Source organism: Streptomyces sp. NBC_00223 (assembly GCF_036199905.1).
Lineage (GTDB): Bacteria > Actinomycetota > Actinomycetes > Streptomycetales > Streptomycetaceae > Actinacidiphila.
In genome coordinates this window covers 3,318,795-3,342,411 of the sequence record NZ_CP108109.1, presented here as the reverse complement: position 1 = coordinate 3,342,411, position 23,617 = coordinate 3,318,795, and the positions used below count along the sequence as shown (strand labels likewise).

24 protein-coding genes are annotated in these 23,617 nt (G+C 71.2%); 13 read left to right on the top strand and 11 right to left on the bottom strand.

Annotated elements, in window-relative coordinates:
* Positions 1-34 precede the first annotated feature (34 nt).
* The 6 genes from OHA30_RS13970 to OHA30_RS13945 form a co-directional block, all read right to left on the bottom strand.
* On the bottom strand, positions 35-1,171 hold the full coding sequence (locus OHA30_RS13970; protein ID WP_328914164.1) for an acyl-CoA dehydrogenase family protein: 1,137 nt from the start codon (positions 1,169-1,171) through the stop codon (positions 35-37).
* 106 nt (positions 1,172-1,277) lie between these two features.
* Positions 1,278-2,006 carry a class II aldolase/adducin family protein gene (locus OHA30_RS13965; RefSeq protein ID WP_328914163.1) on the bottom strand — a complete coding sequence of 243 codons (729 nt, stop codon included), beginning with the start codon at positions 2,004-2,006 and terminating at the stop codon, positions 1,278-1,280.
* Complete coding sequence (locus OHA30_RS13960; protein ID WP_328914162.1) at positions 2,003-2,839, bottom strand: dihydrodipicolinate reductase C-terminal domain-containing protein; 837 nt, start codon at positions 2,837-2,839, stop codon at positions 2,003-2,005. Before OHA30_RS13960 ends, OHA30_RS13965 begins: the two co-directional genes overlap by 4 nt.
* Positions 2,832-3,101, bottom strand: a complete 270-nt coding sequence (locus OHA30_RS13955; protein ID WP_328914161.1) for an acyl carrier protein — start codon at positions 3,099-3,101, stop codon at positions 2,832-2,834. The genes OHA30_RS13960 and OHA30_RS13955 overlap by 8 nt, the downstream gene beginning before the upstream one ends.
* Positions 3,098-4,585: a class I adenylate-forming enzyme family protein gene (locus OHA30_RS13950; RefSeq protein ID WP_328914160.1), complete on the bottom strand. Its 1,488-nt coding sequence runs from the start codon at positions 4,583-4,585 to the stop codon at positions 3,098-3,100. Before OHA30_RS13950 ends, OHA30_RS13955 begins: the two co-directional genes overlap by 4 nt.
* Positions 4,586-4,590: 5 nt before the next feature.
* Positions 4,591-6,165, bottom strand: coding sequence for a nitroreductase family protein (locus tag OHA30_RS13945; RefSeq protein WP_328914159.1), 1,575 nt, complete (start codon positions 6,163-6,165; stop codon positions 4,591-4,593).
* Between the two features lie 470 nt (positions 6,166-6,635).
* On the opposite strand from OHA30_RS13945, the gene OHA30_RS13940 reads away from it, so the two are divergent.
* The 5 genes from OHA30_RS13940 (at position 6,636) to OHA30_RS13920 (ending at position 12,155) form a co-directional block, all read left to right on the top strand.
* Positions 6,636-7,964: a condensation domain-containing protein gene (locus OHA30_RS13940; RefSeq protein WP_328914158.1), complete on the top strand. Its 1,329-nt coding sequence runs from the start codon at positions 6,636-6,638 to the stop codon at positions 7,962-7,964.
* On the top strand, positions 7,954-8,673 hold the full coding sequence (locus OHA30_RS13935; RefSeq protein WP_328914157.1) for an alpha/beta fold hydrolase: 720 nt from the start codon (positions 7,954-7,956) through the stop codon (positions 8,671-8,673). Before OHA30_RS13940 ends, OHA30_RS13935 begins: the two co-directional genes overlap by 11 nt.
* 745 nt (positions 8,674-9,418) lie before the next feature.
* Positions 9,419-10,360, top strand: a complete 942-nt coding sequence (locus OHA30_RS13930; protein WP_328914156.1) for an ABC transporter ATP-binding protein — start codon at positions 9,419-9,421, stop codon at positions 10,358-10,360.
* Positions 10,361-10,406: 46 nt separating this feature from the next.
* On the top strand, positions 10,407-11,249 hold the full coding sequence (locus tag OHA30_RS13925) for an ABC transporter permease (protein WP_328914155.1): 843 nt from the start codon (positions 10,407-10,409) through the stop codon (positions 11,247-11,249).
* Between the two features lie 84 nt (positions 11,250-11,333).
* Positions 11,334-12,155 carry an ABC transporter permease gene (locus tag OHA30_RS13920; RefSeq protein ID WP_328914154.1) on the top strand — a complete coding sequence of 274 codons (822 nt, stop codon included), beginning with the start codon at positions 11,334-11,336 and terminating at the stop codon, positions 12,153-12,155.
* 128 nt (positions 12,156-12,283) lie between these two features.
* On the opposite strand, the gene OHA30_RS13915 is transcribed toward OHA30_RS13920, so the two are convergent.
* The 3 genes from OHA30_RS13915 to OHA30_RS13905 are packed head-to-tail and all read right to left on the bottom strand — an operon-like array spanning position 12,284 to position 14,898.
* Positions 12,284-13,225: an FAD-dependent oxidoreductase gene (locus tag OHA30_RS13915; RefSeq protein WP_328914153.1), complete on the bottom strand. Its 942-nt coding sequence runs from the start codon at positions 13,223-13,225 to the stop codon at positions 12,284-12,286.
* A gap of 5 nt (positions 13,226-13,230) precedes the next feature.
* A complete protein-coding gene (locus tag OHA30_RS13910; protein WP_328914152.1) occupies positions 13,231-13,800 on the bottom strand; it encodes a cysteine hydrolase family protein in 570 nt (189 codons plus the stop codon).
* Positions 13,801-13,818: 18 nt separating this feature from the next.
* Positions 13,819-14,898 (bottom strand): helix-turn-helix domain-containing protein, encoded by a 1,080-nt coding sequence (locus tag OHA30_RS13905; RefSeq protein ID WP_443045130.1) that lies wholly within the window; start codon positions 14,896-14,898, stop codon positions 13,819-13,821.
* Between the two features lie 237 nt (positions 14,899-15,135).
* Here OHA30_RS13905 and OHA30_RS13900 point away from each other — a divergent pair, with 237 nt between their 5' ends.
* From OHA30_RS13900 to OHA30_RS13865, 8 genes are read left to right on the top strand one after another with little or no spacing between them, the layout of a single operon-like run.
* Complete coding sequence (locus OHA30_RS13900) at positions 15,136-15,603, top strand: NUDIX hydrolase (RefSeq protein ID WP_328914150.1); 468 nt, start codon at positions 15,136-15,138, stop codon at positions 15,601-15,603.
* Between the two features lie 6 nt (positions 15,604-15,609).
* Positions 15,610-16,269 (top strand): hypothetical protein, encoded by a 660-nt coding sequence (locus OHA30_RS13895; RefSeq protein WP_328914149.1) that lies wholly within the window; start codon positions 15,610-15,612, stop codon positions 16,267-16,269.
* Positions 16,266-18,083, top strand: coding sequence for a DUF4254 domain-containing protein (locus OHA30_RS13890; RefSeq protein WP_328914148.1), 1,818 nt, complete (start codon positions 16,266-16,268; stop codon positions 18,081-18,083). Before OHA30_RS13895 ends, OHA30_RS13890 begins: the two co-directional genes overlap by 4 nt.
* A gap of 48 nt (positions 18,084-18,131) precedes the next feature.
* Positions 18,132-18,707, top strand: a complete 576-nt coding sequence (locus OHA30_RS13885) for a phosphoribosyltransferase family protein (protein WP_328914147.1) — start codon at positions 18,132-18,134, stop codon at positions 18,705-18,707.
* Positions 18,704-19,864, top strand: a complete 1,161-nt coding sequence (locus OHA30_RS13880; RefSeq protein ID WP_328914146.1) for a glycosyltransferase family 9 protein — start codon at positions 18,704-18,706, stop codon at positions 19,862-19,864. The genes OHA30_RS13885 and OHA30_RS13880 overlap by 4 nt, the downstream gene beginning before the upstream one ends.
* Positions 19,861-20,997, top strand: a complete 1,137-nt coding sequence (locus OHA30_RS13875) for a hypothetical protein (RefSeq protein ID WP_328914145.1) — start codon at positions 19,861-19,863, stop codon at positions 20,995-20,997. Before OHA30_RS13880 ends, OHA30_RS13875 begins: the two co-directional genes overlap by 4 nt.
* The gene (locus tag OHA30_RS13870; RefSeq protein ID WP_328914144.1) at positions 20,982-21,743 is read left to right on the top strand and encodes an SDR family NAD(P)-dependent oxidoreductase; all 762 of its coding nucleotides are present in this window, start codon (positions 20,982-20,984) and stop codon (positions 21,741-21,743) included. The genes OHA30_RS13875 and OHA30_RS13870 overlap by 16 nt, the downstream gene beginning before the upstream one ends.
* Positions 21,736-22,299: a histidine phosphatase family protein gene (locus tag OHA30_RS13865; RefSeq protein WP_328914143.1), complete on the top strand. Its 564-nt coding sequence runs from the start codon at positions 21,736-21,738 to the stop codon at positions 22,297-22,299. Before OHA30_RS13870 ends, OHA30_RS13865 begins: the two co-directional genes overlap by 8 nt.
* Before the next feature lie 79 nt (positions 22,300-22,378).
* Here OHA30_RS13865 and OHA30_RS13860 read toward each other — a convergent pair whose 3' ends face one another.
* Both OHA30_RS13860 and OHA30_RS13855 read right to left on the bottom strand, forming a co-directional pair.
* The gene (locus tag OHA30_RS13860) at positions 22,379-22,609 is read right to left on the bottom strand and encodes a DUF397 domain-containing protein (protein WP_328914142.1); all 231 of its coding nucleotides are present in this window, start codon (positions 22,607-22,609) and stop codon (positions 22,379-22,381) included.
* Positions 22,602-23,399 carry a helix-turn-helix domain-containing protein gene (locus OHA30_RS13855; protein WP_328914141.1) on the bottom strand — a complete coding sequence of 266 codons (798 nt, stop codon included), beginning with the start codon at positions 23,397-23,399 and terminating at the stop codon, positions 22,602-22,604. Before OHA30_RS13855 ends, OHA30_RS13860 begins: the two co-directional genes overlap by 8 nt.
* Between the last annotated feature and the right edge of the window lie 218 nt (positions 23,400-23,617).

Below are 23,617 nucleotides of genomic sequence, written 5' to 3'. Positions count from 1 at the left end.
GGGGCGGCGGTGACGCGGGCGGGACCGGTCGGTGTCACAGCGCCTGCGAGATCGCCAGCCGCTGGATCTGGTTGGTGCCCTCGATGATCTGGAGCAGCTTGGCCTCGCGCATCCAGCGCTCGACCGGGTGGTCGGTGACATAGCCGTAGCCGCCGAGTACCTGCACCGCCTCGACGGTCACCCGCATCGCGGTGTCGGTGGCGAACAGCTTGGCCTGGGAGGCCGCCAGCGAGAAGGGCCGGCCGCGGTCGCGCAGCCGGGCGGCCGACAGCAGCAGCGCGCGGGCCGCCGACACCTGGGTGGCGAGGTCCGCGAGCAGGAAGCCGATGCCCTGGAACGAGATGATCGCGCTGCCGAACTGCTCGCGCTGCTTGGCGTAGGCGACGGCGTAGTCGAGCGCGGCCCGGGCCAGCCCGACCGCGCAGGCGGCGATGCCGAGCCGGGCGAGGTCGAAGCCCGCGCTCGCCACCACGATGCCGCGGTTGCGCCGCCCGATCAGCCGCGACGCGGGGACCCGTGCGCCGTCGAAGACCATCTGCGCGGTGGGCAGCGCGCTCACCCCCATCTTCTTCTCCGGCCGCTGCGGATGGACGCCCTCGGTGTCCGCGTCGACCAGCAGGCAGGAGATCCCGCCGATGCCGGGTCCGCCGGTACGGCAGTAGACGTTGTAGAAGCCGGCCACGCCCGCGTGGGTGGTCCAGCTCTTCGTGCCGCGCAGCAGATAGTCGTCGCCGTCCGGCTCCGCCCTGGTGGACATCGCGCCCAGGTCGGAGCCGGCCGCGGCCTCCGACAGGCACACCGCGCCGATCCGGGACCCGTCGAGCATCCCGGGCAGCAACTCCTCGCGCTGCCGCGGCGTGCCGTGCGCGGCGGTCGGGTAGCAGGCGACGACGTGCAGATGGACCGACTCGGCGACCGCGAGCCAGCGGTAGGCCAGCCGTTCGATCACCCGCAGATACACCTCGTACGGCTGACCGCCGCCGCCGTACTCCCGCGGGTACGGCAGGGAGGTCAGCCCGGCCTTGCCGAGCAGTTCGATCACCTCGCGCGGGAATTCGCCGCGGGCCTCGTACGCGGCGGCGCGCGGGGCGAGTTCGCGGTCGGCGAGGTCGGCGGTCAGGGCGAGGAGGTCGGCCGCCTCGGGCGTGGGCAACTCGTCGTCGTACTTCATACGGGCCTTCCTTTCGGCCGGGTGACGGCCTGGTTCTTGCCTTCCGGTCTGCCGGCCCGGGTTCCGGCCTCGCGGCCCGGTTCGGGGGTGCGCGGGCGGCCCCCTGTCAGGAGGCCGGCCGGACGGACAGCCAGCCGGCCGCCTCGGGCCAGTGGCGCGCCACACGGCGCACCGCGTAGTCCCAGTACGACCGCACGGACAGGTCGGCGTAGATGAAGTCCCGTTTGGCCGCGACATCGAGGGCGGTGGACGAGGTGTAGGGCGCCCCGGACGTCTCGGCGAGCAGTTGCAGCCGGCAGGCCCGCTCCAGCACCTGCGCGAAGATCGCCGCGTGCCGGACGCTCTTGCCGACCACCACCCCGCCGTGGTTGCGCAGGAAGACGGCTTCGTTGCCGGCGAGTTCCTTGGCGATGAGGTCGCCGGTGGCGATGTCCAGGACGGTGTTGCTCGTCGTGGTGAACAGCGCGGTCGAGCCGGTGAAGTACGCGCCGTCGTGCGACAGCGGACGCAGCGCGAGGTCGGTCGCTCCGAAGACCAGGGTGTACGGCGCGTGGCTGTGCACGATGCCGTTCACATCCGGCCGGGCCCGGTAGATCGCCTGGTGCAGGGGGAGTTCGGGTGGTGCGCTCTTCGGTGCGGGCGCGGTGTGGTCGACGGAGGCGGTCACCACGTCGTCGGGGGTGGCCTCGTCGAAGCCGCACAGCGCGTTCTTGATGAGGAAGACGTCGGCGCCGGGCCGGCGGGCGGAGATCTGGCCCTGGTTGAAGTCGTCGTGCCCGTCCAGGGACAGCATCCGTGCGCCGAGGGCGAGTTGGGCGGCGAGGCGGTCGGTCATGTGCGCGCTCCGGTGGTCCCGACGGAATCCGGTGAGTCCGCGGGCCAGCGCCCCGGGAGGTCCCCGGCCGCCGGGCGCGGTGCGTCCGTGGCGCACCGGCCGGTGGGAGGCCCCGGGACGTCCCCGGCCGCCGCGTGACGTTCGTCGTACAGCTCGTCGACGGAGTACCGACCGGGCGGCCGGTGCCGTATCCAGCGGGCGCCGGCCAGCGCGGCGCCGGCCGGGGCGGCCAGCGAGGTGACCGAGTGCCGGACGGTGACGGACTCGCCGTCCGGCCAGGTCCAGGTGATCTCGTGGTCGCTGACCTCGGAGCCGCCGCGTACGAAGGCGACTTCGGGCCGGGGCGCGCCGTGCGCCGACCAGCGGTCGGCCAGCCGGAGGGCGGTGGCGCTCGGGCGGGCCGCCTTGCGCGGCGGGTGCCGGTCGCCGACCGCGGTGGCGGCGCCGGCGGCCCGCGGCAGCGTCCTGGCCAGCTCGATGAAGCGGCCCTGGAGGTAGTGACCGAAGGCCAGGTTGACGGCGTACAGCACCGGCACCTGCGCGGCCAGCGCCGCCAGCGTGTCCAGCGCGGCCGGGGCGGTGTGGGAGACACAGCTCACCAGCGGGGTGCCGGTCGTCCGGCAGTACGCGGCGACCTCGTCGAGGGCGGCGGGGGCGGACGCGTCGATCAGGACGTCCGGGCGCTCGCGTACCGTCCAGCCGTCGGTCGCGGTCGCGGTGAGCAGGACCGGCACCGACTGCTCGGCGGCGGCCCGCAGGACGGCGGAGCCCAGCCGTCCTGCGCCGACCACGCCCAGGGTCAGGGGCTCGGGGTCGCGGCTCCCGTCACGCATTCGCCGCCGCCAGCTCCTCGGCGACCACTTCGGTGATGCCGCCCACCGAGGTCAGCCGCGGGTCGGTGGTCTCCAGGTCGATGTAGACGCCGAACTCGTTCTCGATGGCGTCCAGCAGCCGGATGTAGGCGAGAGAGGTGTAGTTGAGCGCGGACAGCGCCCCTTCCGAGACCTGGAAGTCCTCCTCGGTGATCTCCGACTCGCAGGACTCGACGACCAGTTGACGGATGCGCGCGGACATCTTCGGATCGATGGCGGTCATGCGTGCCTCTCCTGTGACTCGGCGGAACGGAACGGACCGGGAGGTGTACCGGGTACGGCCGCCGGCTCGGTCTTCTCCCCCAGCAGCGACCGGAGTTCGGCCATGGAGGGCTTGCCGATGGCCCCGGCCGGGATGCGCGGGACGACCCGCAGCAGGCTGGGCACCTTGTGCGCGGTGAGCCGGTCGCGCGCGGCTGCGCGGACGGCCGCCGTGTCGAGCACCGCCGAGGCGACCACCGCGCCCAGCGCCGTCTGCCCGTGCCGGTCCACCGCCTCCAGGACGACCGCGTCGTCCACACCGGGGATCTCCCGCAGCGCGCCTGCCACTTCGACCGGGTCGATCTTGCGGCCGGCGACGTTCACCATGCGGGTGCTGCGGGCGGTCAGGAACAGCCGGCCGTCGCGCAGGACGCCCTGGTCGCCGGTGTCGTAGAGGCCGTCGGCGCCGATCCGGGACTCCAGCAGACCGGGCGCGTTGAGGTAGCGGGAGGCCATCGACTCGCTGCGCACCCGGACGCCGGCCGGCGCCCCGCCGTCGCCGGCGCGCAGGACGACGCCCGGCAGTGGTGAGCCGAGGCCCGCCCCGGGGCCGGGTTCGGCGGCGAAGGTCAGCGGGCCGGTCTCGGCGATGCCGTAGTAGTCGGCGATGACCAGGCCGGTCACCTCGTGGAAGCGGGCGGCCGTCGCCGCGCTGAGCGGCGCGCCCGAGGAGATCGCCTGCCGTATCCCGGCGAAGGCGTCGTCCGGTCCGTCCCGGCGGGCGATGGCGTCGTACAGGGCGGGGAAGGCCACCAGCCGGGTGGCGCCGGCCCCGCGCAGTTCCCGGCTGACCCGGCCCGCGGTGGGCAGCCCGTGCGGCAGGTGCAGCCGGGCGCCGGTGAGGAACGCGGCGAGCAGCGAGGTGTTGAACGCCAGCCCGTTGGAGAGCCCGGCGAAGCAGATGATCCGGTCCTCGCCGCTCAGACCGGTGCCTGCGGCCCAGTTGGCGGCGGCGGCGTGCACCGCCCGGCCGCTGAACTCGATGCAGTTGGGCTTGCCGGTGGTCCCCGAGGTGAAGCGGCAGACGGCGGTGTCGTCCCGCATCGGGTACGCCCGGGCCCGCTCCGGCCGCACGGTGACGGCCAGCCCCGGGGCGCCGGGCAGCGGCAGGTCGGCCGGGCCGGGGGCGCGGTCGTGCACCAGCAGGTCCGGGGTGCAGTCCTCGTCCAGCCGGGCCAGTTCGGTGTCACCGGTGGCCGCGTCGATCAGCAGGGGCACGGCGCCGGCCAGTACGGCGCCGACGTACGCGACCAGGTAGGAGGCGGAGTTGCGGGCGGTGATCCCCACCCGGGGCCGGTCGCGTCCGGCCGTGCGCCGGCGGATCTCGTCGGCGGCCTGCCCGGCCGCCCGGAGCAGGTCGGCGTAGGACAGCGAGGTGTGCCGGTCCGTGACGGCGGTACGGTCCCGGTGCCGGCCGAGGTGTTCGGTCAGGACGTCGGCGAGCACGGCCGTCACCTCTCCCCGTGGGCGTAGGCGGGTTCGGCGCGGTCGAGTTTGCCGCCGGCCGGGTGGCCCGCCGTGCCGAGCGCGACCAGGTAGACCACCTCGTGGCCGGCCGGCAGCCCGGCCAGCTCCCGCCAGCGCGCGGAGTCGAATCCGCCGACGCCGGTCACCCCGGCGTCGGCCTCGGTCGCGCCCAGGTACACCAACTGCCCGAGGAAACCGGCCCGGAAGGCGGCCTCGCGCAAGGGCCCGGCATCCCGGTCGGTCAAGGCGGCGGAGGGCGCGTGGAAGAGGACGACGGCGCGGGCGCCGCACAGTTGGGCCTGGCCCAGGAAGGCGTCCTCGATACGGTCGCGGCCGGTGTGCGCCGACCGCCGTACGGCGACCTCCGGGGTGCCGGGGGGCGCCTGCGGGTCGGCGGTGTCGTCGAGCAGCAGGAGGGTGACGCCCAACGGCGTTCCGTCGGCGGGCAGATCGGTGGCGGGCGGGGTGCGCAGGCGGTCGAGGACGCGGCGCAGCGCGCCCGGCGGGAGCGGGGCGCCGACGAAGGAGGACGCGGAGCGGCGGGCGGCGATGGTCTGCGGGGTCACCGGGGGCAGCGGCGCCCGGGGCTCTCGTGACTCCCCGGGTGTCGGTATCGGTGCCGGGGTCGGTGCCGGTTCCGGTGTCGGTAGCGGGTTCGGCGCGGACCGGTCGGGACTCGGGAGGGCCGTCGCGTCGGCGGTGGCGGCGGGGCCGTCGTCGGGCAGGCCGAGCGCGTCCCAGTTGGCACGCTCCAGCCACTGCGGCGCCCGGGAGGCGGGGAGCGGGGCTTCGTACAGCTCCCAGTTCCACGGCGCGGGGCCGGCCGCCGGCAGGCGGAAGACGACGGTGGAGTGCACCTCGCGCGTGTCCAGCGCCTCGCCGAGCAGGCCGCGCCACAGACGGGTGTCCGGGCGCTGCCTGACCTGGTGCGGGACGCCGAGCGCGGCGGCGGCCAGCCCGAGGGCCGCGGCGGCGTGCGCGGTGTCCAACTGGGTGTAGAGATAGCCCCGGTCGCCGTACTTGCGCATCGACAGCCAGGGGCGGGCGGCCAGGACGACGAGGGCGCCGTGGGCCGGGACGGCGTGGCGCGCCGCCTCGTAGCCGGAGTCGGGACCGTCGTTGGGGTCGGGGCCGTCTTCGGGGTCGGGGCTGTCGTCGGAGTCGGAGCCGGGGCCGTCGTCCGGGCCGGGGTCGGTTCCGGTGGCTGAACCCGGGACGGTCGCGGCGGCGACCGGTATCAGCTCGATGGTCCTGGCCGCCGGGTCCACCCGGTAGAGGACGGGCGGGCCGGCCTTCTCGCGCACCAGCAGATGGAGTTCGTACGGGTAGATGCCGCCGGCCGAGGGCGCCGCCCGGGTGCCGGGAGCGGCGCCGCCGGTGGCGAGGCCGACGACCGCCATGGCCCGCCGCAGCGCCTCGGGCGCGGGCAGGGGGCGTTGGGTGCGGACCGGGGCGGCCGGGGTGACCGCCAGCCGGTGCCAGATGGGTAAGGGTCCGGGCCGGTCACCGTTGGCCGACCGGACGACATGTCTGCGGTGCGTTGCGGTGATTTCCTGCACGCGGCAGTGCCTCCCCCGTGAGTGCGACGGCCGGCAGCGACTTCCCCGAGTGAGGGACGGGCCGGCGAGGAGCCGTGCCCCCGGTCCGGGGGCTGCTCGATGCGGGACGCTAGCCGCCGTCCCATCGGCGCGCAAGAGCTTGCGCTGCCGGGGAGACGGTCATCAGCGGGGGAGTCCGAGGCCCGATCTTCGGGGGAAGATCACATCACCGCAGATCAGCGTGCATATATGCGGGAGTTGGCATTCGGGGAACTGTCATCCATTCGACATAACCGCGCGCGCTTTGACGATCTCCACCATCTTGTCATGTGGAATCCGCGTGAAAAAGTCTTGCAGTTGCGTAGATCAACTGCTTTCCTTGCGTGACTCCCAGTCCTTTCGCGCCATCTCGTCGAAAGTGGGTCACATCAGTGGAAACCGCCGTATCCCTCCGGGTGGCAGCGGACGCGGAGCGAGCCGGAAGCGCGGCCATGACATGGGGTCAGGTGGCCATCTGGGACGTCCTGCGCTGGCTGCACCCCGACACCGCGTCGCTCAACCAGGTGGCGGTCCGCCCGGTGCCCGACGGCAGATCGGTGCCGGACGCGGCGGACGCCCTGCGGTTACTGATGCTCCGTCATGAATCGCTGCGCAGCACCTACACCGACACCGACGGCGTCCTGGAGCAGCACGTCCACCGGCAGGCCCGGCTGGACGTCCCGGTCCACCAGGCCGGCTCCGCGGCCGAGGCGGACCTGACCGCCGAACGCCTCGCGGCCGAACTCGGCGGCCATGCCTTCGCGGTGGGCGAGGAACTGCCGGTGCGGGCCGCTGTCGTCGGCCACGGCGGTACGGCCCACGCCGTGGTGCTGGTGATCGCGCACATGGCGGTGGACGGCGGCAGCTTCCGTATCGTGCTGCGGGACTTCGACGCCCTGCTGCGCGACGGCGCCGCCGCCGAGCTTCCGCCGCGCGCCCAACAGCCCCTGGAGCGAAGGGACTTCGAGGAGTCCAAGGCCGGACTGGCCCGCTCGGGGCGGACCCTGTCGCACTGGCGGCGCGCCGTCGAGACCGGATCACGCGCCACCCTGGAACACCTCCCGACGCCGCGGGACGCCGATCTGGCCTGGGCGTCGATCGACTCGCGGGCGCTCGGTACGGCGGTCCAGCGGGTCTCGGCGCGGTCCGGCGTCGGACCCTCCGCCGTCGTCCTCGGCTCGATCGGCCTGCTGCTCGCCCGGCTCACCGGCGAGGACCACCCGTTGCTGCGCAGCCTGACGGCCACCCGCTTCAAACCGCACGACCAGGAGCTCGTCGGCGCCTTCAACCAGAACGCGCTGATCCGTACCGACACCTCGCCCGGGCGCTTCGACGACTACCTCGCCCGGGTCTCCACCGCCACGCTCAGCGCTCTGCGCACCTGCGAGGCCGACCCCCGGCAGGTCGAGGCGACGGTGGCCGAGGCCGCCCGCGCCCGCGGCTTCACCCCCGGCAGCTACTGCTTCTTCAACGACATCATCACCGGCCGCGGTGTCACCACCGCGCCGCCCGGCGAGCTTCCGCCGGACGCCGACGAGATCCGGGCCGCGCGTGCGGACACCGAGCTGCGCCAACTGCCGTACGCCGGGCGCCAGATGGACTCGAAGTTCTTTGTCTTCCTCCACGACGTGCGGCCGCGCTGTGTGCTGCGGCTGTGCAAGGACCGCCGCTTCCTGCCCGGCGTGGACGCGGCCGGTTTCCTGGCACGGCTGGAGGATCTGCTGGTGCTGGCCGCCACGTCCGCCGACCCCACCCTGGAGGAGCTGAGCCATGAGCGGTGACCGGATCGAGCTGGCCGGCCGGGTCGTCGGGGCGTCCGACGCGCCGCCCCTGCTGCTGCTGCACGGGCTGACGGGCAGCGGTGAGGACTGGGACGGCGTCGCGCCCGCGCTGGCGGAGTCCTGGCGGTTGCACATCCCCGACCTGCGCGGCCACGGCGCCAGCCCCCGGTCCCGGGAGTACTCGTTCGAGCTGATGCGCGACGACGTGCTCGGCTACCTCGACGACGCCGGCCTCGCCGAGGTCACCGTGATCGGCCACTCGCTGGGCGGGGTGATCGCCTACCTGCTGGCCGCGCTCGCGCCCTCCCGGGTCCGCGCGATGGTGCTGGAGGAGCCCCCGCCGCCGATCCCGCTGGACCGCCCGGTCCCGTCCGCCTCCGACGCGCCCAGCCCGTACGACCGGCGGGCCGTCGGCCGGATCATCCGGCAGGTCAACGCGCCCGACCCGGCCTGGCGGGCCGGCCTGGCGTCGACCCCCGTACCCGCCTTGGTGATCGGCGGCGGTCCGGCCAGCCACCTGCCGCAGGACGAGATCGCCGCGATGGCCGAGCTGCTGCCGTACGGGACCTTCGTCACCGTGCCGGCCGGGCACGGGGTGCACGCGGAGGCGCCCGGCCCCTTCCTCGACCAGGTGCTCCCCTTCCTGGCCCGGCACCGGCCGGCCCCCGCGGCCCGGCCCGCAGTGGATGCGGCCGTCGATGGCGGCTGACCCCGGACCGGTCGGCGTGCTGTTCGTGAGCGGCCCCGGATTCGCCCGGCCCGACGTCGCCGGTGCGCATGAGACCCGGGCCTGCGCGGGCCCCGGCGTCCTGCCCGATGTCGCCGGTGCGCATGAGACCCGGGCTTGCGCCGGCCCCGGCGTCCTGCCCGATGTCGCCGGTGCGCATGAGACCCGGGCCTGCGCGGGCCCCGGCGTCCTGCCCGATGTCGCCGGTGTGCACGGGACCCGGGCTTGCGCGGGCCCCGGCGTCCGGCCCGATGTCGCCGGTGTGCACGGGACCCGGGCTTGCGCGGGCCCCGGCGTCCTGCCCGATGTCGCCGGTGTGCACGGGACCCGGGCTTGCGCCGCCCCCGGCGCCCCCCCGCTGCCGGATGGAGACCACCACCCCGGGGCCGGCCCGTACCGCCGTCGGCCCGGGCTCCGGCGCCGGTGCGACGGCCGGCCCGCCGAGTCGGCCCGGCCCATCCCCGGACACTCCGGTGGTCACCGGCCGCGAGGACCCCGGGGCGGCCGGGCGGCACGCCTGCCGGCCGTGGCCGCAGACCGGCGGGGGCCGGCGCGTCACGCGCCCGCGCCCTGCGGGGCCGATCGGCGGGCGGCACGCCTCCCGGCCGCGGCGGCAGACCGGCGGGCCCCGGCGCGTCACGCGCCCGCGCCCCGCGGGGCCGATCGCCGCGACCCCGTACCCCGCCGGCTTTCCGGCCGCACACCACACGAGTGAGAGAACGCGAACATGACGCAGCCCCCAGCCGACTTCCTGGTCGAGGCGCACGACCTGCGCAAGACGTACGAGACCGGCTTCACCGCGGTCGACGGCATCGACTTCCGACTGCGCCGCGGCGAGGCGTTCGGCTTCCTCGGCCCCAACGGCGCCGGCAAGTCCTCCACCATGCGCATGATCGCGTGCGTCTCGCCGCGCAGCGGCGGCTCCCTGCGGATCTTCGGCCTGGAGGCGGCCGAGGAGGGTGCCGCGATCCGCGCCCGGATCGGCGTCGTGCCGCAGGACGACACCCTGGACACCGAACTCACCGTCCGCGAGAACCTGTTGATCTACGGACGCTACTTCGGCCTGCCCCGCCCGGTGATCCGCGAACGCGCCGCGCGGTTGCTGGAGTTCGCCCGGCTGACCGACAAGTCGGACGCCCGGGTCGAGGCGCTCTCCGGAGGCATGCGCCGACGGCTGACCATCGCCCGCGCCCTGATCAACGAACCCGAGATCCTGCTGCTCGACGAACCCACCACCGGCCTCGACCCGCAGGCCAGGCATCTGCTGTGGGAGCGGCTGTACCAGCTCAAGTCGGACGGCGTCACCCTGGTCCTCACCACCCACTACATGGACGAGGCCGAGCAGTTGTGCGACCGCCTCGTCGTCATGGACGGCGGGCGGTTCGTGGCCGAGGGCTCCCCGAGCGGGCTGATCGAGGCGCACGCCACCCGCGAGGTGCTCGAACTGCGCTTCTCCCCGGCGGAGCAGCAGGTCATGACCGAGAAGATCGCGCCGCTCGGCGACCGCGTCGAAGTCCTGCCCGACCGCACCCTGCTGTACTGCGAGGACGGCGAGACGGCGCTGGCCGCCGTGCACGCGCTGGACATCTCCCCGCTCACCGCCCTGGTACGGCGGGCCGGCCTGGAGGACGTGTTCCTGACTCTCACCGGCCGCACCCTCATCGACTGACGCCCTCATCGACTGACGCCCGCACCGCGCCGCCGAAAGGCCCCCGATGTCCCTCACCTCCAGCCCCGCCGCCCCACCCCTCGGCGGCGCCCGGCCGGGCGCCGCCGCCCCTCGCGTACCGCCGCCCGCGCTAAGGGAGTTCGGCTACTGGCTGCACCGCTACCGGCGCACCTGGCGCGGCACGGTCGTGGTCAGCGTGGCCAACCCCCTGCTGTTCCTCGCCGCGATGGGCGCCGGCCTCGGCAAACTCGTCAACCAGGGCGGCAGCGACTATCTGCACGGCACCCCGTATCTGCACTTCTTCGCCCCCGGTCTGCTGGCCGCCGCCGCCATGCAGAACGCCTTCGTCGACTCGGCGGGACCGGTCTTCCAGTCCACCCGCGCGCGCGGCAACTACCGGGCGGCGGCGGCCACTCCGATGCGGCCCTCGGACATCTTCGCCGGGCATCTGCTCTTCATGGCGATGCGCGTCGCCTCCGGCGCCCTCGCCTTCCTCCTCGTCGCCACCGTCGCCGGAGCGGTGCCCTGGGAGCGGAGTCTGCTGCTGCTGCCCGTCGCCACCCTGGTCGGCTGCGCCTTCGCCGCCCCGCTGGCCGCCTGGGCGGTCACCGTCACCCAGTTCACCCGGATCAACGGTGTCTTCCGCTTCGTGCTGCTGCCGCTCTACATGTTCTCCGGCACCTTCTACTCGCCGGACCAACTGCCCGGCTGGCTGCACGCCGTCGTCATGGCGACCCCGCTCTACCACGGGATCCAACTGTGCCGGAGCATCGCTCTCTCGACCGCCTCGGCCGGTCCCACCACCGTGCACCTCCTCTATCTCGTCGCCATGGCGACCGCCGGGGTGCTGATCGGACGGCGCACCTACACCCGTCATCTCCACGGCTGACGTGCGGGCCGACCGGGCGGTGCGCCCGGCCGACCCGCACGTCGGCGAACCGACCGGACGTCGAAAGGCAGGCGCGGCGACACCGTGACCGCGACAACCAGCACCACGACCGCTAACGCCGCCGTTCCCGGGCCCGAGGGGCTGCTCGCCGGGGCCCGGCACATGGTCGAACGCAATCTGATGATCTACCGGCACACCTGGTACCTGCTGCTCGCCGAGGTCTTCGAGCCGGTTCTCTATCTGCTCTCGGTGGGCGTCGGGATCGGCGAACTCGTCGGCCACACCACCCGGTTCGGCGACGCCCAGGTGTCGTACTCCGCCTTTGTCGCCCCGGCGCTGCTCGCCACCACGGCGATGAACGGGGCCATGAACGAGACCACGTTCAACCTCTTCGCGAAGCTGAAGCTGAACCGCACCTACGACGCGATCCAGGCCACCCCCATGTCACCCCGGCAGATCGCCTTCGGCGAGGCCATGTGGGCGGTGGTCCGCGGCACTCTGATCACCGTCGGGTTCCTGATCGTGGTGAGCGTCCTCGGTCTGGCCCACTCGCCGGCCATCCTGCTGGTGATCCCGGGCGCGGCACTCATCGGCTTCGCGTTCTGCTCGGTCGGACTGGTGGTGGTCAGCTATCTGCGCACCTGGCAGGACTTCCAGTTCATCCAGTTGGCGATGCTGCCGATGTTCCTCTTCGCGACCACCTTCTACCCGCTGGGCGTCTACCCCCGGTGGCTCCAGATCGTGGTGGAGTGCCTGCCGCTGTACCAGAGCATCGAACTCGTCCGCGGCCCCTCGCTGGGCCATCTCGGCGCGGATCTCCTCGTCCCGGTGGCGTATCTGCTGCTCCTGGGCGCCTTCGCGCTGCGCTGGGCCGCCGCCCGGATCGCCATCCTCCTGGTCCACTGACCCCGCCCCCCGCAGCGGGCGCACTGCCCCGGCCGCAGGTGACACGTCGCCGGACCACCTGCCCGGACCCGACGGCCGGGCCGCCTCTCAAGGCGGGGTCGGCCTCGTGACGACCACCGCCCAACGGGTCAATATCCGGGACGGCTTGATGCCGCCGCAGTCAAGCTATGCAAGGCGTAGTAGGCACGGAGCGCAGCCTCGCTGCCGGAGCCGGTCGCGGCCATGATGCGCTGGAAGCGGGAGGAGCGGAGGTCGCCGGCGGTCAGGACACGGGGGTGTTGGCGGTCGGGCGGACAATAGCCGGTGTTGTCCGAAATGACGGCGCCTGCGGGGGGAGTGGGGGTGCTCCCCAGGTTGAGGTAGACGGCGTCGGCGGTTCGGGTGCCGGGCTGCCCTTGCCGGTCCGTCCATTCGGCGGTGAACGCTGCATCTCCGCCGACGTGTACGGCGAGGCTCGTCACAGGAAGAAGGGCGACCCGGGGGTCGTCGCGTACCTCGTGGACCTTGTAGTCGTCCTGCGGCGGGTACGCCACCAAGACCGTCGCTTCGAGGGTGGGGTGGGCGCGCAGGAGGGTGCCCAGTGGGCGGTCGGCGCCCAGTACGAGGTGGCATCCGTGGTCAGTGTCGGCCACCTTCGCTCCCCAGAGAGTGGGCAGAAGAGTGTCGTCGGGGGTGGTCAACCAAGGCACGTCGACTGCCGACAGTGGTCCTACGCCGGTCGCCACGACGGCGTAGGGCGCGGTCAATCTGCCGCCGGTGTCGAGAGTGACGCTCACGCGGTCGTCGGAGGCGTGGATCTCGGTGGCCCGTACGCCGAGTTCGACATTGCAGAGGTCGCTACGGGTGATGTCCTTCGCGATTACGGCGGCGAGTTCGGGCCCGCTGGCATAGCCGCCCACCACGTTGTTGACTGCCGAGAATTGTCGGAGCTTGGCGCAGAGAACATCGGCCTCGATCAGGACCGACCGCATTCCGACGCTTGCGGCCATCAGGGCTGCCGCACATCCGGCGGGACCCCCGCCGACGATGATCAGGTCGGTGCTGTTGCCGGGGCGTGGGTTCGCTTCCATAGCGTCTATTCCAACACCGGCTCTTGGAGCCTGGGGGCCAGTTCCCGTAGGACGTCGTCGGTCGTGACGAGCTGTCTGCGGCCGATGAGGCGGCGTGCTACGAGGAGGCCCGCGTCGTGGACGGCGGGGCCGGCGTCGCTGGCCGAGGCGTCCGTGACGATCCAGGGGGTGTGGCCGCGTTCGAAGGCGTCGGCGGCGGACTTCAGGACGCAGCTTTCGGTGGCGATGCCGCAGAAGACGAGGTCGGTCCAACCCGCTTCCCGGATCAGCTCGGTCGCCTCTTCCGTGAACAGGGAGTATCCGAACTTGTCGAGGACGGCGTTCGAGGCCGCGGCGTACTCGGCCAACTCTGGGACAATGTCGGTTTCGGGTGAGTGCTGGAGTCGGGTCCAACCGAAGAAACGCTCGAAGGGGCTGTCCGGGTAGTTGTGGTAGCGGGTGAAGACGACCGGGAGGCCTGCGGCGGACCAGCGACCGACCAAGCCCGAGATGACGGGGATCGCGTGCCGGCTGTGGTGGTTGGTGAAGCCGTTCTGTGTGTCGATGGCGATCAGGGCCGCGCGGTCGATGTCCATGTGCGGTGTCTCCTGTCGTCAGCCGACGCTGTCCCGGAGGGCGTCCTGCGCGGCTCGCAGCCGTTCTGCGAGTCCGCTTGTCTTCATGATGGCCTCTCGCATCAGGACATGCTGCGCTGTCTCCTGGGCGCGGGCCGTCGTGAGACGGGAATAGGCGGCGCGAAGGAAGCGCCAGCCGAAGTCGTCGGGGGTCGAGGGGTCCTCGCCGTCTTCGACGAGCTTCTGGATCTGGCGGGAGAAGCACCACAGGGTCTGGACTGTGAGTTCGCAGGCGATGAGTTCGTCGATGGTGAGGCTGCGCTCGCGCGAGTGAGCGGCGTAGGCCACTCCGGACCAGCCGGCGTAACCGGTGGAGACGCCGCGGACGCCGAAGGAGACGATGTCCGGGTGGTCGAAGCCCGTGGTGAGCAGCGACTCCTCAACGGACTGGTGGAGCGGCGAGGGCCCGGTCGCCGCACCGCGGTCGACCAGTACGGACGGGGTGGACAGCAACCGCAGGGCGGTATCGAACTCGGCGCCGACGGCCCAGGGACCGGACGTGACCCAATAGAGCGACAGTACGTATTCCGGATGGAGTTGCGCACCAGGGTCCCAGCCCAGAAGGTCCCGTAGCGTTGCACCTGCCCAGGGCAGGTCTGTCACGTACGAGCGGTACCGCCACACGGCCAGATCGGTGAGGGAATCCGGAACCTGGGGCTGGACGAGGTGGAAGACGGCCACCCCGCAGGCGTAGACGAGCAGGGTGCATGTCGTCCGCTTGTCCGAGTGTTCAAGGCGTGCCGATGAGGACTCCAGCCAACTGTCGGCCGATCTCTCGCCCATCTCGGCCCGTAGACGTCGTGCCTGCTCGGCGCCGATGAAGACCGGTAGGAACTTGTGCGAGTCGACGCGTATCCGGCCGGTTCCCGGGGCCGCAGCCGTCGGTCGGCCCAGCGCTTCGGCGAATCGGACGCGGGTCTCGTCGGTGGAGCGGGCCAGCGCGGTGTCCAGGACCGCCTGTGAGTCGGGGCGGGGACAGTAACCCTCGCCGCCTGCCTCCCACTTCGAGATGACGCGGTCGCTGACGCCGAGGTGTGCGGCGAAGTCGCGGATGCTCATGCGCATCGCCGCGCGCAGCAGCCGGGCCTCTTTTCCGGACCAGTTCTGCACCGTGACCATGACCGTTCCCTCCCCTCCGACACGGACGAAATACTCAGCGTAACCACTTGTGTTCGGCAGCGGTACGGCGTTTGTGCGGCATCTGTACGTCACATCCGGTCAGCGGTGTGCAGCATGCTGTTCCCCCGGGCCGACATGGACCGGCCCGAAAGCACCTGCGCAGCAAGGAGTTGCGGCATGTCCGACATCATCAAGCGCAACGCCCGCGCCATCCTGCTCGACCGCGACGAACTGGTCCTCATCAAGCGCGTCAAGGCCGGCCGCGACCCGTACTGGGTCACTGTCGGCGGCGGTGTCGAGGAGGAGGACGACAGCATCGAAGCCGCGCTGCACCGCGAGGTCTTCGAGGAGTTGGGTGGCACGCTCGACCGTGCCGAACTGGTTCACCTCATCACGGACGAGTTGGACGGCGGCATCGGCGTGCAGCACATCTTCGCCGCCCGCCTGGCGGGCATGGACGTGTCCGTGCGGACCGGCACGGAGTTCTCCAAGCCGGAGCGCGGCGGTTACGAGATCGTCCGCGTCCCCTTCACGGCCGACAGCATCCGCGACCTCAACCTCATGCCCCCGGAGCTGGCCGACTTCGTGGCCGGCAACGTCGACGCGATCGTCTCCGTCCTCGACACGGTCATCCGGAAGGGCTGACCGCTGATGGGGGACCTGCCGGACTTCATCAGCTTCAACGGGCCCGACAACGTCGGGAAGACGACGCAGTTACGGAGGCTGGCCCGGCGCTGGGAGAGATTCCAGGCGCTGGGGGCCGTTCACGAGCACGACCCCGCGGCTTGGGAACGAGTCGCGGGCGAAGGCTACGCGAGCTGGTGGTTCGAGAGGTCCACGACCGTGGAGCTGACGTCGATGCTGGCCGGCGGTCACACCAAACGTGCAACTGCTCGTGAGCCCGGGCGCATCGGCTTGCTCGACCGCGGCCTGCCGATGTTGATGGCCGTCGCCGCGGCGACCAGTGTGATCAAAGAGGGCCTGTCGGCGCGGGAGGCCCTGCGGACTGTCGGCGACATCGCGGGACCGTTCTCCGCCCCGCCGGAGATCTCGGTCCTTCTCCTTCCGTCGCTCGACCCGGGTCGCAGCTACGGAATCACCAGCGCGCGGGAAGGCCGCCCGTGGACAGGGATCTACCCCGCATACCAGAAGGTGCTCCACGCGATCCTGCTCCACCAGGCCGACCAGGGCAGATACGACCTCGTTGTGGACTGCGAGCAGCGGTCGGGTTCCGACGTCCACGACGAGATCGTCAAGGAAATCGGCCCCCGCCTTCCTGCCCGGGCTCACGCAGAAGGGGACAACCGATGACGTACACGCCGGGAAGCCCCCCACGGCTGTTCCTTCCACCGGGCTTCACCCGCATCGCCGCCAAACTTCCGGAGAAGGACCTCGGACGCCTCGACGACGCGGTGACACGCTTGCATGCGGTCAACGCGCTGCTGTGGAACGCCGAGGACCGCGTACGAGCGGCCGGCCTGTCCGCCGAGCACATCGCCGACTGCAAGCGGGAAATCGACCAGCTCAATGCCGAACGCAACGCCCTCGCCGAGCGGGCGGACGAAGTCCTCGTAAGCCTGGCCGTGTCCGCTCCGGTCGACGCTCCGCTGCACACCGAAACGCTGGCCTCCGTTCTCGACCGTCTGTCGGTACTGACCTTGCGGATCTGGCACAGTGAGCGGGCCTCGGACCGGGACGACCTGGCGATGCGGCGCGTGTCGGCACTCCACAGGCAACAGGAGGAGCTGTGCACCGCTCTCGACTCACTCACCGTCGATGTCGCCGCGGGAGTCCGCCGGCTGCCTCTTCCTGCCCGCCACAAGCTCTACGGCAGGGACGAGGCCGAGGCCACGGAGATCAAGCCGAGCTCCCGGTTGGCACGGGTCATCGCATTCGGCGGACTCAGCGAGTGCGGCAAGAGCACCAGTGCTGAGTTCGTCCAACGCGTCTGTGGCGCCCAGCGTTTCAAGATCGGGTACCTGTTGCGGCAGGCAGCCGGAAGACACGGGCTGGCCGACCCGTACATGCTTTCCGCCCGGCGTCAGGCGGAACTTCTCCTCGACGAACTCAATCGATTCGCGAACACACATGCGGACTCCCGGTTGATCACCATCGAATCGGTCCACGACGACGCTTCCATCGCCGAACTCAAGCACCTGATGACCGACCGGCTGCAGATCGTCTACCTGGACGCCCCTTTCGCCGTACGCGTCACACGATCCGGCACCACGGCCGATGCCGTGGCTGCCAAGGACCAGGTCAAAATGAGCCGAGGGGCACATCTCGTCGCCGGCATTGCAGACCACATGATCGACAACTCCGGCAGCATCATCGACCTGAGGGCGCGACTGCGCCGCATAGCGACGCCACCCATCCCAGCGGTACCGCGAACCGCCACACCGTACGGGCTCGGCCTCCCCGGGCCTGTCGCCGCCGCGACGGCCGACCTGGTCGACGAACTCAGGTCGTACCGGGGTGCCTTGAAGCTTGTCGCCCTCACCGGAAGCACCGGAGAGGGCACTTGGATACCCGGATGGTCCGACCTCGATCTGCTCATAGTCGCTGACCACACGATCGCAGCGGGCGTCGGCAAAGCGCTGGACCAGTACATGCTCGCCCTCGGCAACGCGGCCTCCGTCGGGCTCACCCTCGCCACCAGCAATGAGCTGGCAGCCCGACGGCTCACCCCACGAGTCGCCTTCGCGATCCACCAGCTTCATGCCGACCGGCCGGTGCTCTATGCGGACGCCGCACTGGAGCTGCCCGACATCACCCGCGACGACCTCGGCCTGGCAGCCGTCCACGAACTGCCTCAAGTCATCCTCACCATGAGGCGGTTGCGAGCCGAGGTCGACCCGGACCGTCTGCGTCCGCTGTACAAGCACCTCGTACTCGCCTGCCGCCTCCTTCTGCGCGAGCACGGCGTATGGGAGACAGGCCCCGACCGCATCCTCGCAGCTGCCGCGAGTCTGCCCGGCCTACCGACCCTGTCCGTGCCCACACTGGCCGAGACCGCCGCTGCCTGGCGCGATGGCGCCCGCGAGCCCCGCGAACAGGTCCTCGCGCCCGTTCTCGTCGCGGTGGACGCACTGCTGACCTGGTACGCCGCCCAGCTCGCTGCCTGAAGCGCTCCCTCCCCGTACTTGCCCCCTTCCCCCACATGGAGCTTCGCCATGCCCGAAACCGTGGCCGTACCGCCGTTCTCGGCCCGCATCGTCGAACGGCTCGGCGTCGGCCCCGGCAGCCGCCGCGAGCGGGTGATCCACACGCTCGACGGTCTGGAGGATGCCGTTCATCCCGACGCCCTCGCTTCGACCGGGACCGCCCTTTGGGAGCGAGTGGTCGCGGAGGTCCCCGGAGTGCTCGTCTCGGCGGACTTCCTGCTGGGTCTCGACGCCGGTGGAATCCTGCCCACCGTCTCCCTCGCCTCGGCGGCACAACTCCCCTACAAGATCGCGTGGAAACTGCACCTGCCGCTCGAAGGCGCGGTCCGGTTCAGCGAACCGCACGCCATGCGTACGGACGTCTTCGCGTACGGGATCGCGCCGGGGCAGCAGATGATCCTCGTCGACGACGAGGTCACGACCGGACAGACCCTCGCCGACCTGACCCGGCGACTCCGCGAAGCCGGCGCCCGGCCCCTCGCGGCGGCCTGTCTCGTGGAGGACACCACGCAGGGCGCCCGTGCTCTGCTCGGAGAGCTGGGCATCCCGCTGATCGCGCTGACAACGATGGGGGAGGGGCGATGACGTTTTCCCTGCCGGGTATCCGCTTCTGTTCGGGAGCGGAGGTGTTTTCCCCCGACACGGTGCACACCACTCCGCTCGGATACGAGCGCCGGCAACTCGCTGTCGGAGCGCCCCTTCCGATACCTCCGAGTGCTGAACTCGTCTGCCGTCTGGCCGAGTGCGACGGAGTCCTCGTGTCCTTCCGCGGCAAGCTCGGCGATTCACTCCTCGCAATCAGCGCCGTCCGCGCGGTGCACGACTGGCTCACGCTGCAATCGCCCACCGGCCCGTTGCTCGTGCAGGCTGAGGGGCCGTACGCCAAGCTCATCGCCCGTACCGGCACGCTCACCGATCCGCCGGGCGCAGCCATGGGTGGCAAGTTCGTCGTCATCGGAGATCGCGAATCCGTCGAGCGTCACACGGACGACGCCCATCTGCGCGTGGTCTGTGATCCCGCCGCTCCACCGTGCTGGACCAGCGACGGCCGGGCATTCCCCGACATGCCGGCGCGCCACTACCTCGCGCTCGAACGCCGCCTCGGATTCCGACTCCCGGCTCAGGGTTCATTCGCGCCCACGCTCACCGCCGCCCCGAATCGGCTCACCCGGCAGCTACGGGCCGCAGGATGGTTCGACGGCCTGACCGTTGTCGCCATCACCGCCACGAGTTGGCCCGAGCACAAGGACTACACCGCCGAACGTTTCACGGAGGTGGCCTGCCGCATCGCCGACGCCCGGAAGACACCAGTGCGTCTCCTGCTCGTCGGCGGCGACCAGAACGGCTGCGTCCGCGTCGCCGCAGCGGGTGCTGTCCGAGGCGTTCGCATCCTGCACCTCGACGGCCTCCCCGCCGACGCTCTGGCCGACGTACTCCCGAACTGCGACCTCGTACTCGGCAACGACACCGGACTCACCCACCTGGCGGCGATGGCCCGTCGAGCCGATGGCGGCGGGCCGCCTGTACTCGGCCTCTACGCCCGGCACTCGCACAGCAAGTGGCGCACCGGCCTGCCCCACCACCACGCGGTCGCCAGCCCCTTCTCGGAACGCATGCATCAGGGTGACCTCTGTCCCGTACGCGACGGCGTCACTCCGGACGCCGGCGCCGACCTCAGCGGGATCCTCCCCGCCGCCGTAGCCCGCGTCTGCGTGGACCTGCTGGGCGGAACACCGCAATGACCGCGGAGCCCCGATGGCGGGTCGGCCGCCTCCGCCGCGCCACCCGCAACCTCCTGCTCCCGCTGGACCTCAACGGCCGCCCACTCCTGATCAAGTACACGCGCAACGCAGGCGAGGCCCGCCAGGAGATCAGCGGCCACGCCCACCTGGTCCACCACTACCGGGTCCCGGCACTCCACGCCCAACTGCGCGTACCTGGCGGATGGCTGTTGGCCTATGAGCGACTGCCGTACGGCCCTGACCGGGGATTGCTGCTCGACCTGCTCAACCGCGAGAAGCCGAGCGCGGAGCTTCTCCGGTACATGGACGAACTCACAAAGACCTACGGCAGGGTCATCCTCGATACAGCTCAGGAAGCAGCGCCCTCTTCAATCGTCCGCAAGCTCTACTGGGACCGAGCCGTGCCGGGCGGGCGCCTCGACACGTACTACGAGGACTCCAGCTTCGCCGTGGCCGACGGCATGGTCGACCTGCCGGTCACTCGCCTCGCCGAGTACGTGCTGGTCGTCAACGGCCGACCGCTCCGGATCGGTTGGACGGCCACCCTGCGCCGGCTACGCAGCCACTACCAGCAGAGCGAACCCGTTTGGGCCGCGCTGACCCAAGGGGATCCCACCGACGTCAACCTGGCGAATCCCCTGGGCTGGCTCGACTACGACACCGCCGGACTCAACAGCATCCTCGGCGAGTTCGCCAACTTCCTCTGGTACACCACCGCGCTCGGCGGCTGGCTGGTCCCCACCTACAACCCCGCCGCCTTCGCTGACCATCCCGCCACCTTCGACTGCGTAACGGTCAATCGGCCCACCCTCCAGCAGGTGCGCGTGAACCACGTCGCCCGCACGATCCACGTCGACTACGCAGCTGCCCTCGCCGCGTCCCGACGAGCAGCCGCAGCCTCCTACTGGGACCGGCTCGTCCTACCTGTCGCGGACAAGTTCTGGCCCGACAGGAACCTCGGCGAACTCCTGCGCCCCTATGTGGCCATGCGCATACTCACCGTCTACAACCTGGCCGACCTCGCCCCCACCGACCGGCTTCTCCTCCTGGTCCGACTGGCCGAGGCCATGAGCCCGTCGTTCGACCCCGCCACGTTCTTCTTCACCCAGGAGGCACCATGCGCGGCCCCTTGAACGGACACACCGCCCTGGTCACAGGAGCCACCGGCGGCATCGGATCGGCCATTGCCCACCGCATGGCCGCCGATGGCGCTGCTGTGGTCGTGGCCCACCTCGACGACTGGGACGCCGCTTGCGCGCTCAGCGAGGACATCATCAGCAACGGCGGAACCGCACGTCCCCTGGAAGCGGATCTACGGGACCCTCTTGCGGTGCGCGCTCTCTGCCTTGAGGCCGGCGAACGCCCAGGACCCATCGACATCCTCATCAGCAACGCGGGCGCCTATCCCCGTACCGCCTGGGCGGAAATGACCCCCGAAGTCTGGGACGACATGCTCGCCACCAACCTCACGAGCCACTACCTTCTGGCCCGCGAACTCACTCCCGACATGGCCTCCGGTGGGTGGGGCCGGATCATCACCCTCGGCTCTGTCCTCGCCACCGTCGGCCGCCACGATCTCTCCGGCTACATCAGCGCCAAAGCAGGTCTCGAAGGACTCACCCGCGCCCTCGCCCGCGAACTCGGCCCGGTCAACATCACCGCCAACTGTGTGGCCCCCGGCTCCATCCGCGTCCCTGCCGAAGACGCCGTAGTTCCCGATCCCGAGGCGATGAACGCGCGCCAACTCGCGCGCCAGTGCATCCAGCGCCGGGGTCACCCGGCTGACATCGCCGCAGCCGTCGCCTTCCTCGCCACCGACGGCGCCGCCTTCATCACCGGCCACACCCTCCGGGTCGACGGAGGCTGGCTCCTTGGCTGACATCTGGCTCATGCGCCACGGCGCCTACGAGGGCCACCGCCCCGGCCACCACGCCCCACCCGACGCGGCCCTCTCCGACGAGGGGCGAGACCAGATCCGACGCTCACTGCCTCTGCCGGACGACGTCAGCGGGATCATCACCAGCCCGATCTTGCGCGGCCGGCAGACCGCGGACCTCTTGTCCCACCTCACCGGCCTGCCGGTGATCGAGACTTCCGCCCTGTTGACCGAGTGGCGTGCACCGAGCGTCATTCTGGGCCGTACGCCAGACAACTATCCGGCCGCCTACCTCGTTTGGCGAGAACAGCGCGCGGCCGACCCCTCGGTCTCCTGCCTGGACGGAGAGAGCCTCGCCGACCTTCACGACAGGGCCGGCCACTGTGCCGATTACCTGTCCGCGACCGCTGCGGAGCAGGGCGGAGGCATCATTGCCGTCTCGCACAAACTGCTCCTGGGCGTTCTGACCCGCCTCGCCTCGGGCCCTCGGGCATTCGAAGTCGCGGCCGAGGCCGAATGGGGCTTTGCCGACCGGCGCCAGTTCGACCCTACGAGATGACGGTTGGCCTTGTGCCGCAGGTCGCTCCGAGTAGAGCTGAAGCGCACGGCACCGACAGCGCCGGGCCGGACCAACGCCCTTACTGGCTGTGGGCGGAGAGGGTGTCCGTTTTTACGGCCGTGAGGAAGGAGGACCACGCGGCGGGCGGGAGGACGAGGGCCGGGCCGTGGGGGTTCTTGGAGTCGCGGACCGGGACGCCGACGGTGTGGTGGTCCAGAACCTCGACGCAACTGCCCCCCTCGTTACCGCTGTACGAGGACTTGCGCCAGCCGTTCAGCGCCGACGCGTCCGCGATGAGGTGCTCAGTCATAGTGTCCGTAATCCTTCGCCGTGGCCCGCAGCAGGGCAAGTGACTCGTGCAGCGGCAGTGCGTCGCCCAGTGCCAAATCGTAGACGCTCTGGAGTTGCTGGACCACAGCCGGAGAGTCGTGCACCCTGCCGAAGGCCGCGCCTTCGCTGTACGCGGCCGGAGGCTGGTCCTCGAACCACATCAGCGTCAGCATCCCCTGCATGAGCGGGTGGACGCCCAGACCGAACGGCAGGACGTGCGCACGAATCCGCTCGCTCTCGACCAGGTCGACGATGTGCATGAGCTGTTCGGCCATGACGTCCGGACCGCCGATCGGGCGGCGGAGGATCGTCTCGTCCAGTAGGGCCCACACTACGGGCGTCAAGGGGTCGGAAAGGATCTTCCCCCGCTCCATTCGGGTGACGACATGACCGTCACGATCCTCGCTGCTCCGAGGCGGGTGGGTGTTGCTCAGAACCACCCGCGCGTACGCCTCGGTCTGGAGAATGCCGGGCACGTAGGCCAGACCGTACTCACGGATCTCCGTGGCCTGCTGCTCCAGCTCGCGCGCCGCCTCGAAGTAGTCGGCGATCGCATCCTCGTCCTGCCTCGGCCGGAAGTTGCTCAGCACGTCACCCGTGTTGAGGGCCTTGTCCAGGCGCAGCGCGTCCGACTTCGACGGGATACGGCGACCCGCCTCGATGTGGGCGATGTGCGAGCGCGTCATGATCGCCGCCTGGGCCAGCGCCTCCTGTGTGAGACCCGCCGACCTGCGCTGCGAGCGCAACCACTCTCCGTACTTGTTGCTCATCGTCAACCCCCTCGTTCTGCGCGGTACTACCTCCCGACTGCGCACAAGACTAACGTGATTGATCTCACTCCGTAAATGGCTCGTTACGGATTGACTCGAAAGGGGGACCCGACGCGGTGCCGGAAAGGGCGAGGTCGCTGGGTTGTCACCGTGGGTGATCGCCGGTCCGTCATGACGCCACGCGGTCGGAGCGGGGCGAATCGGTTGGCCGGGGGTGG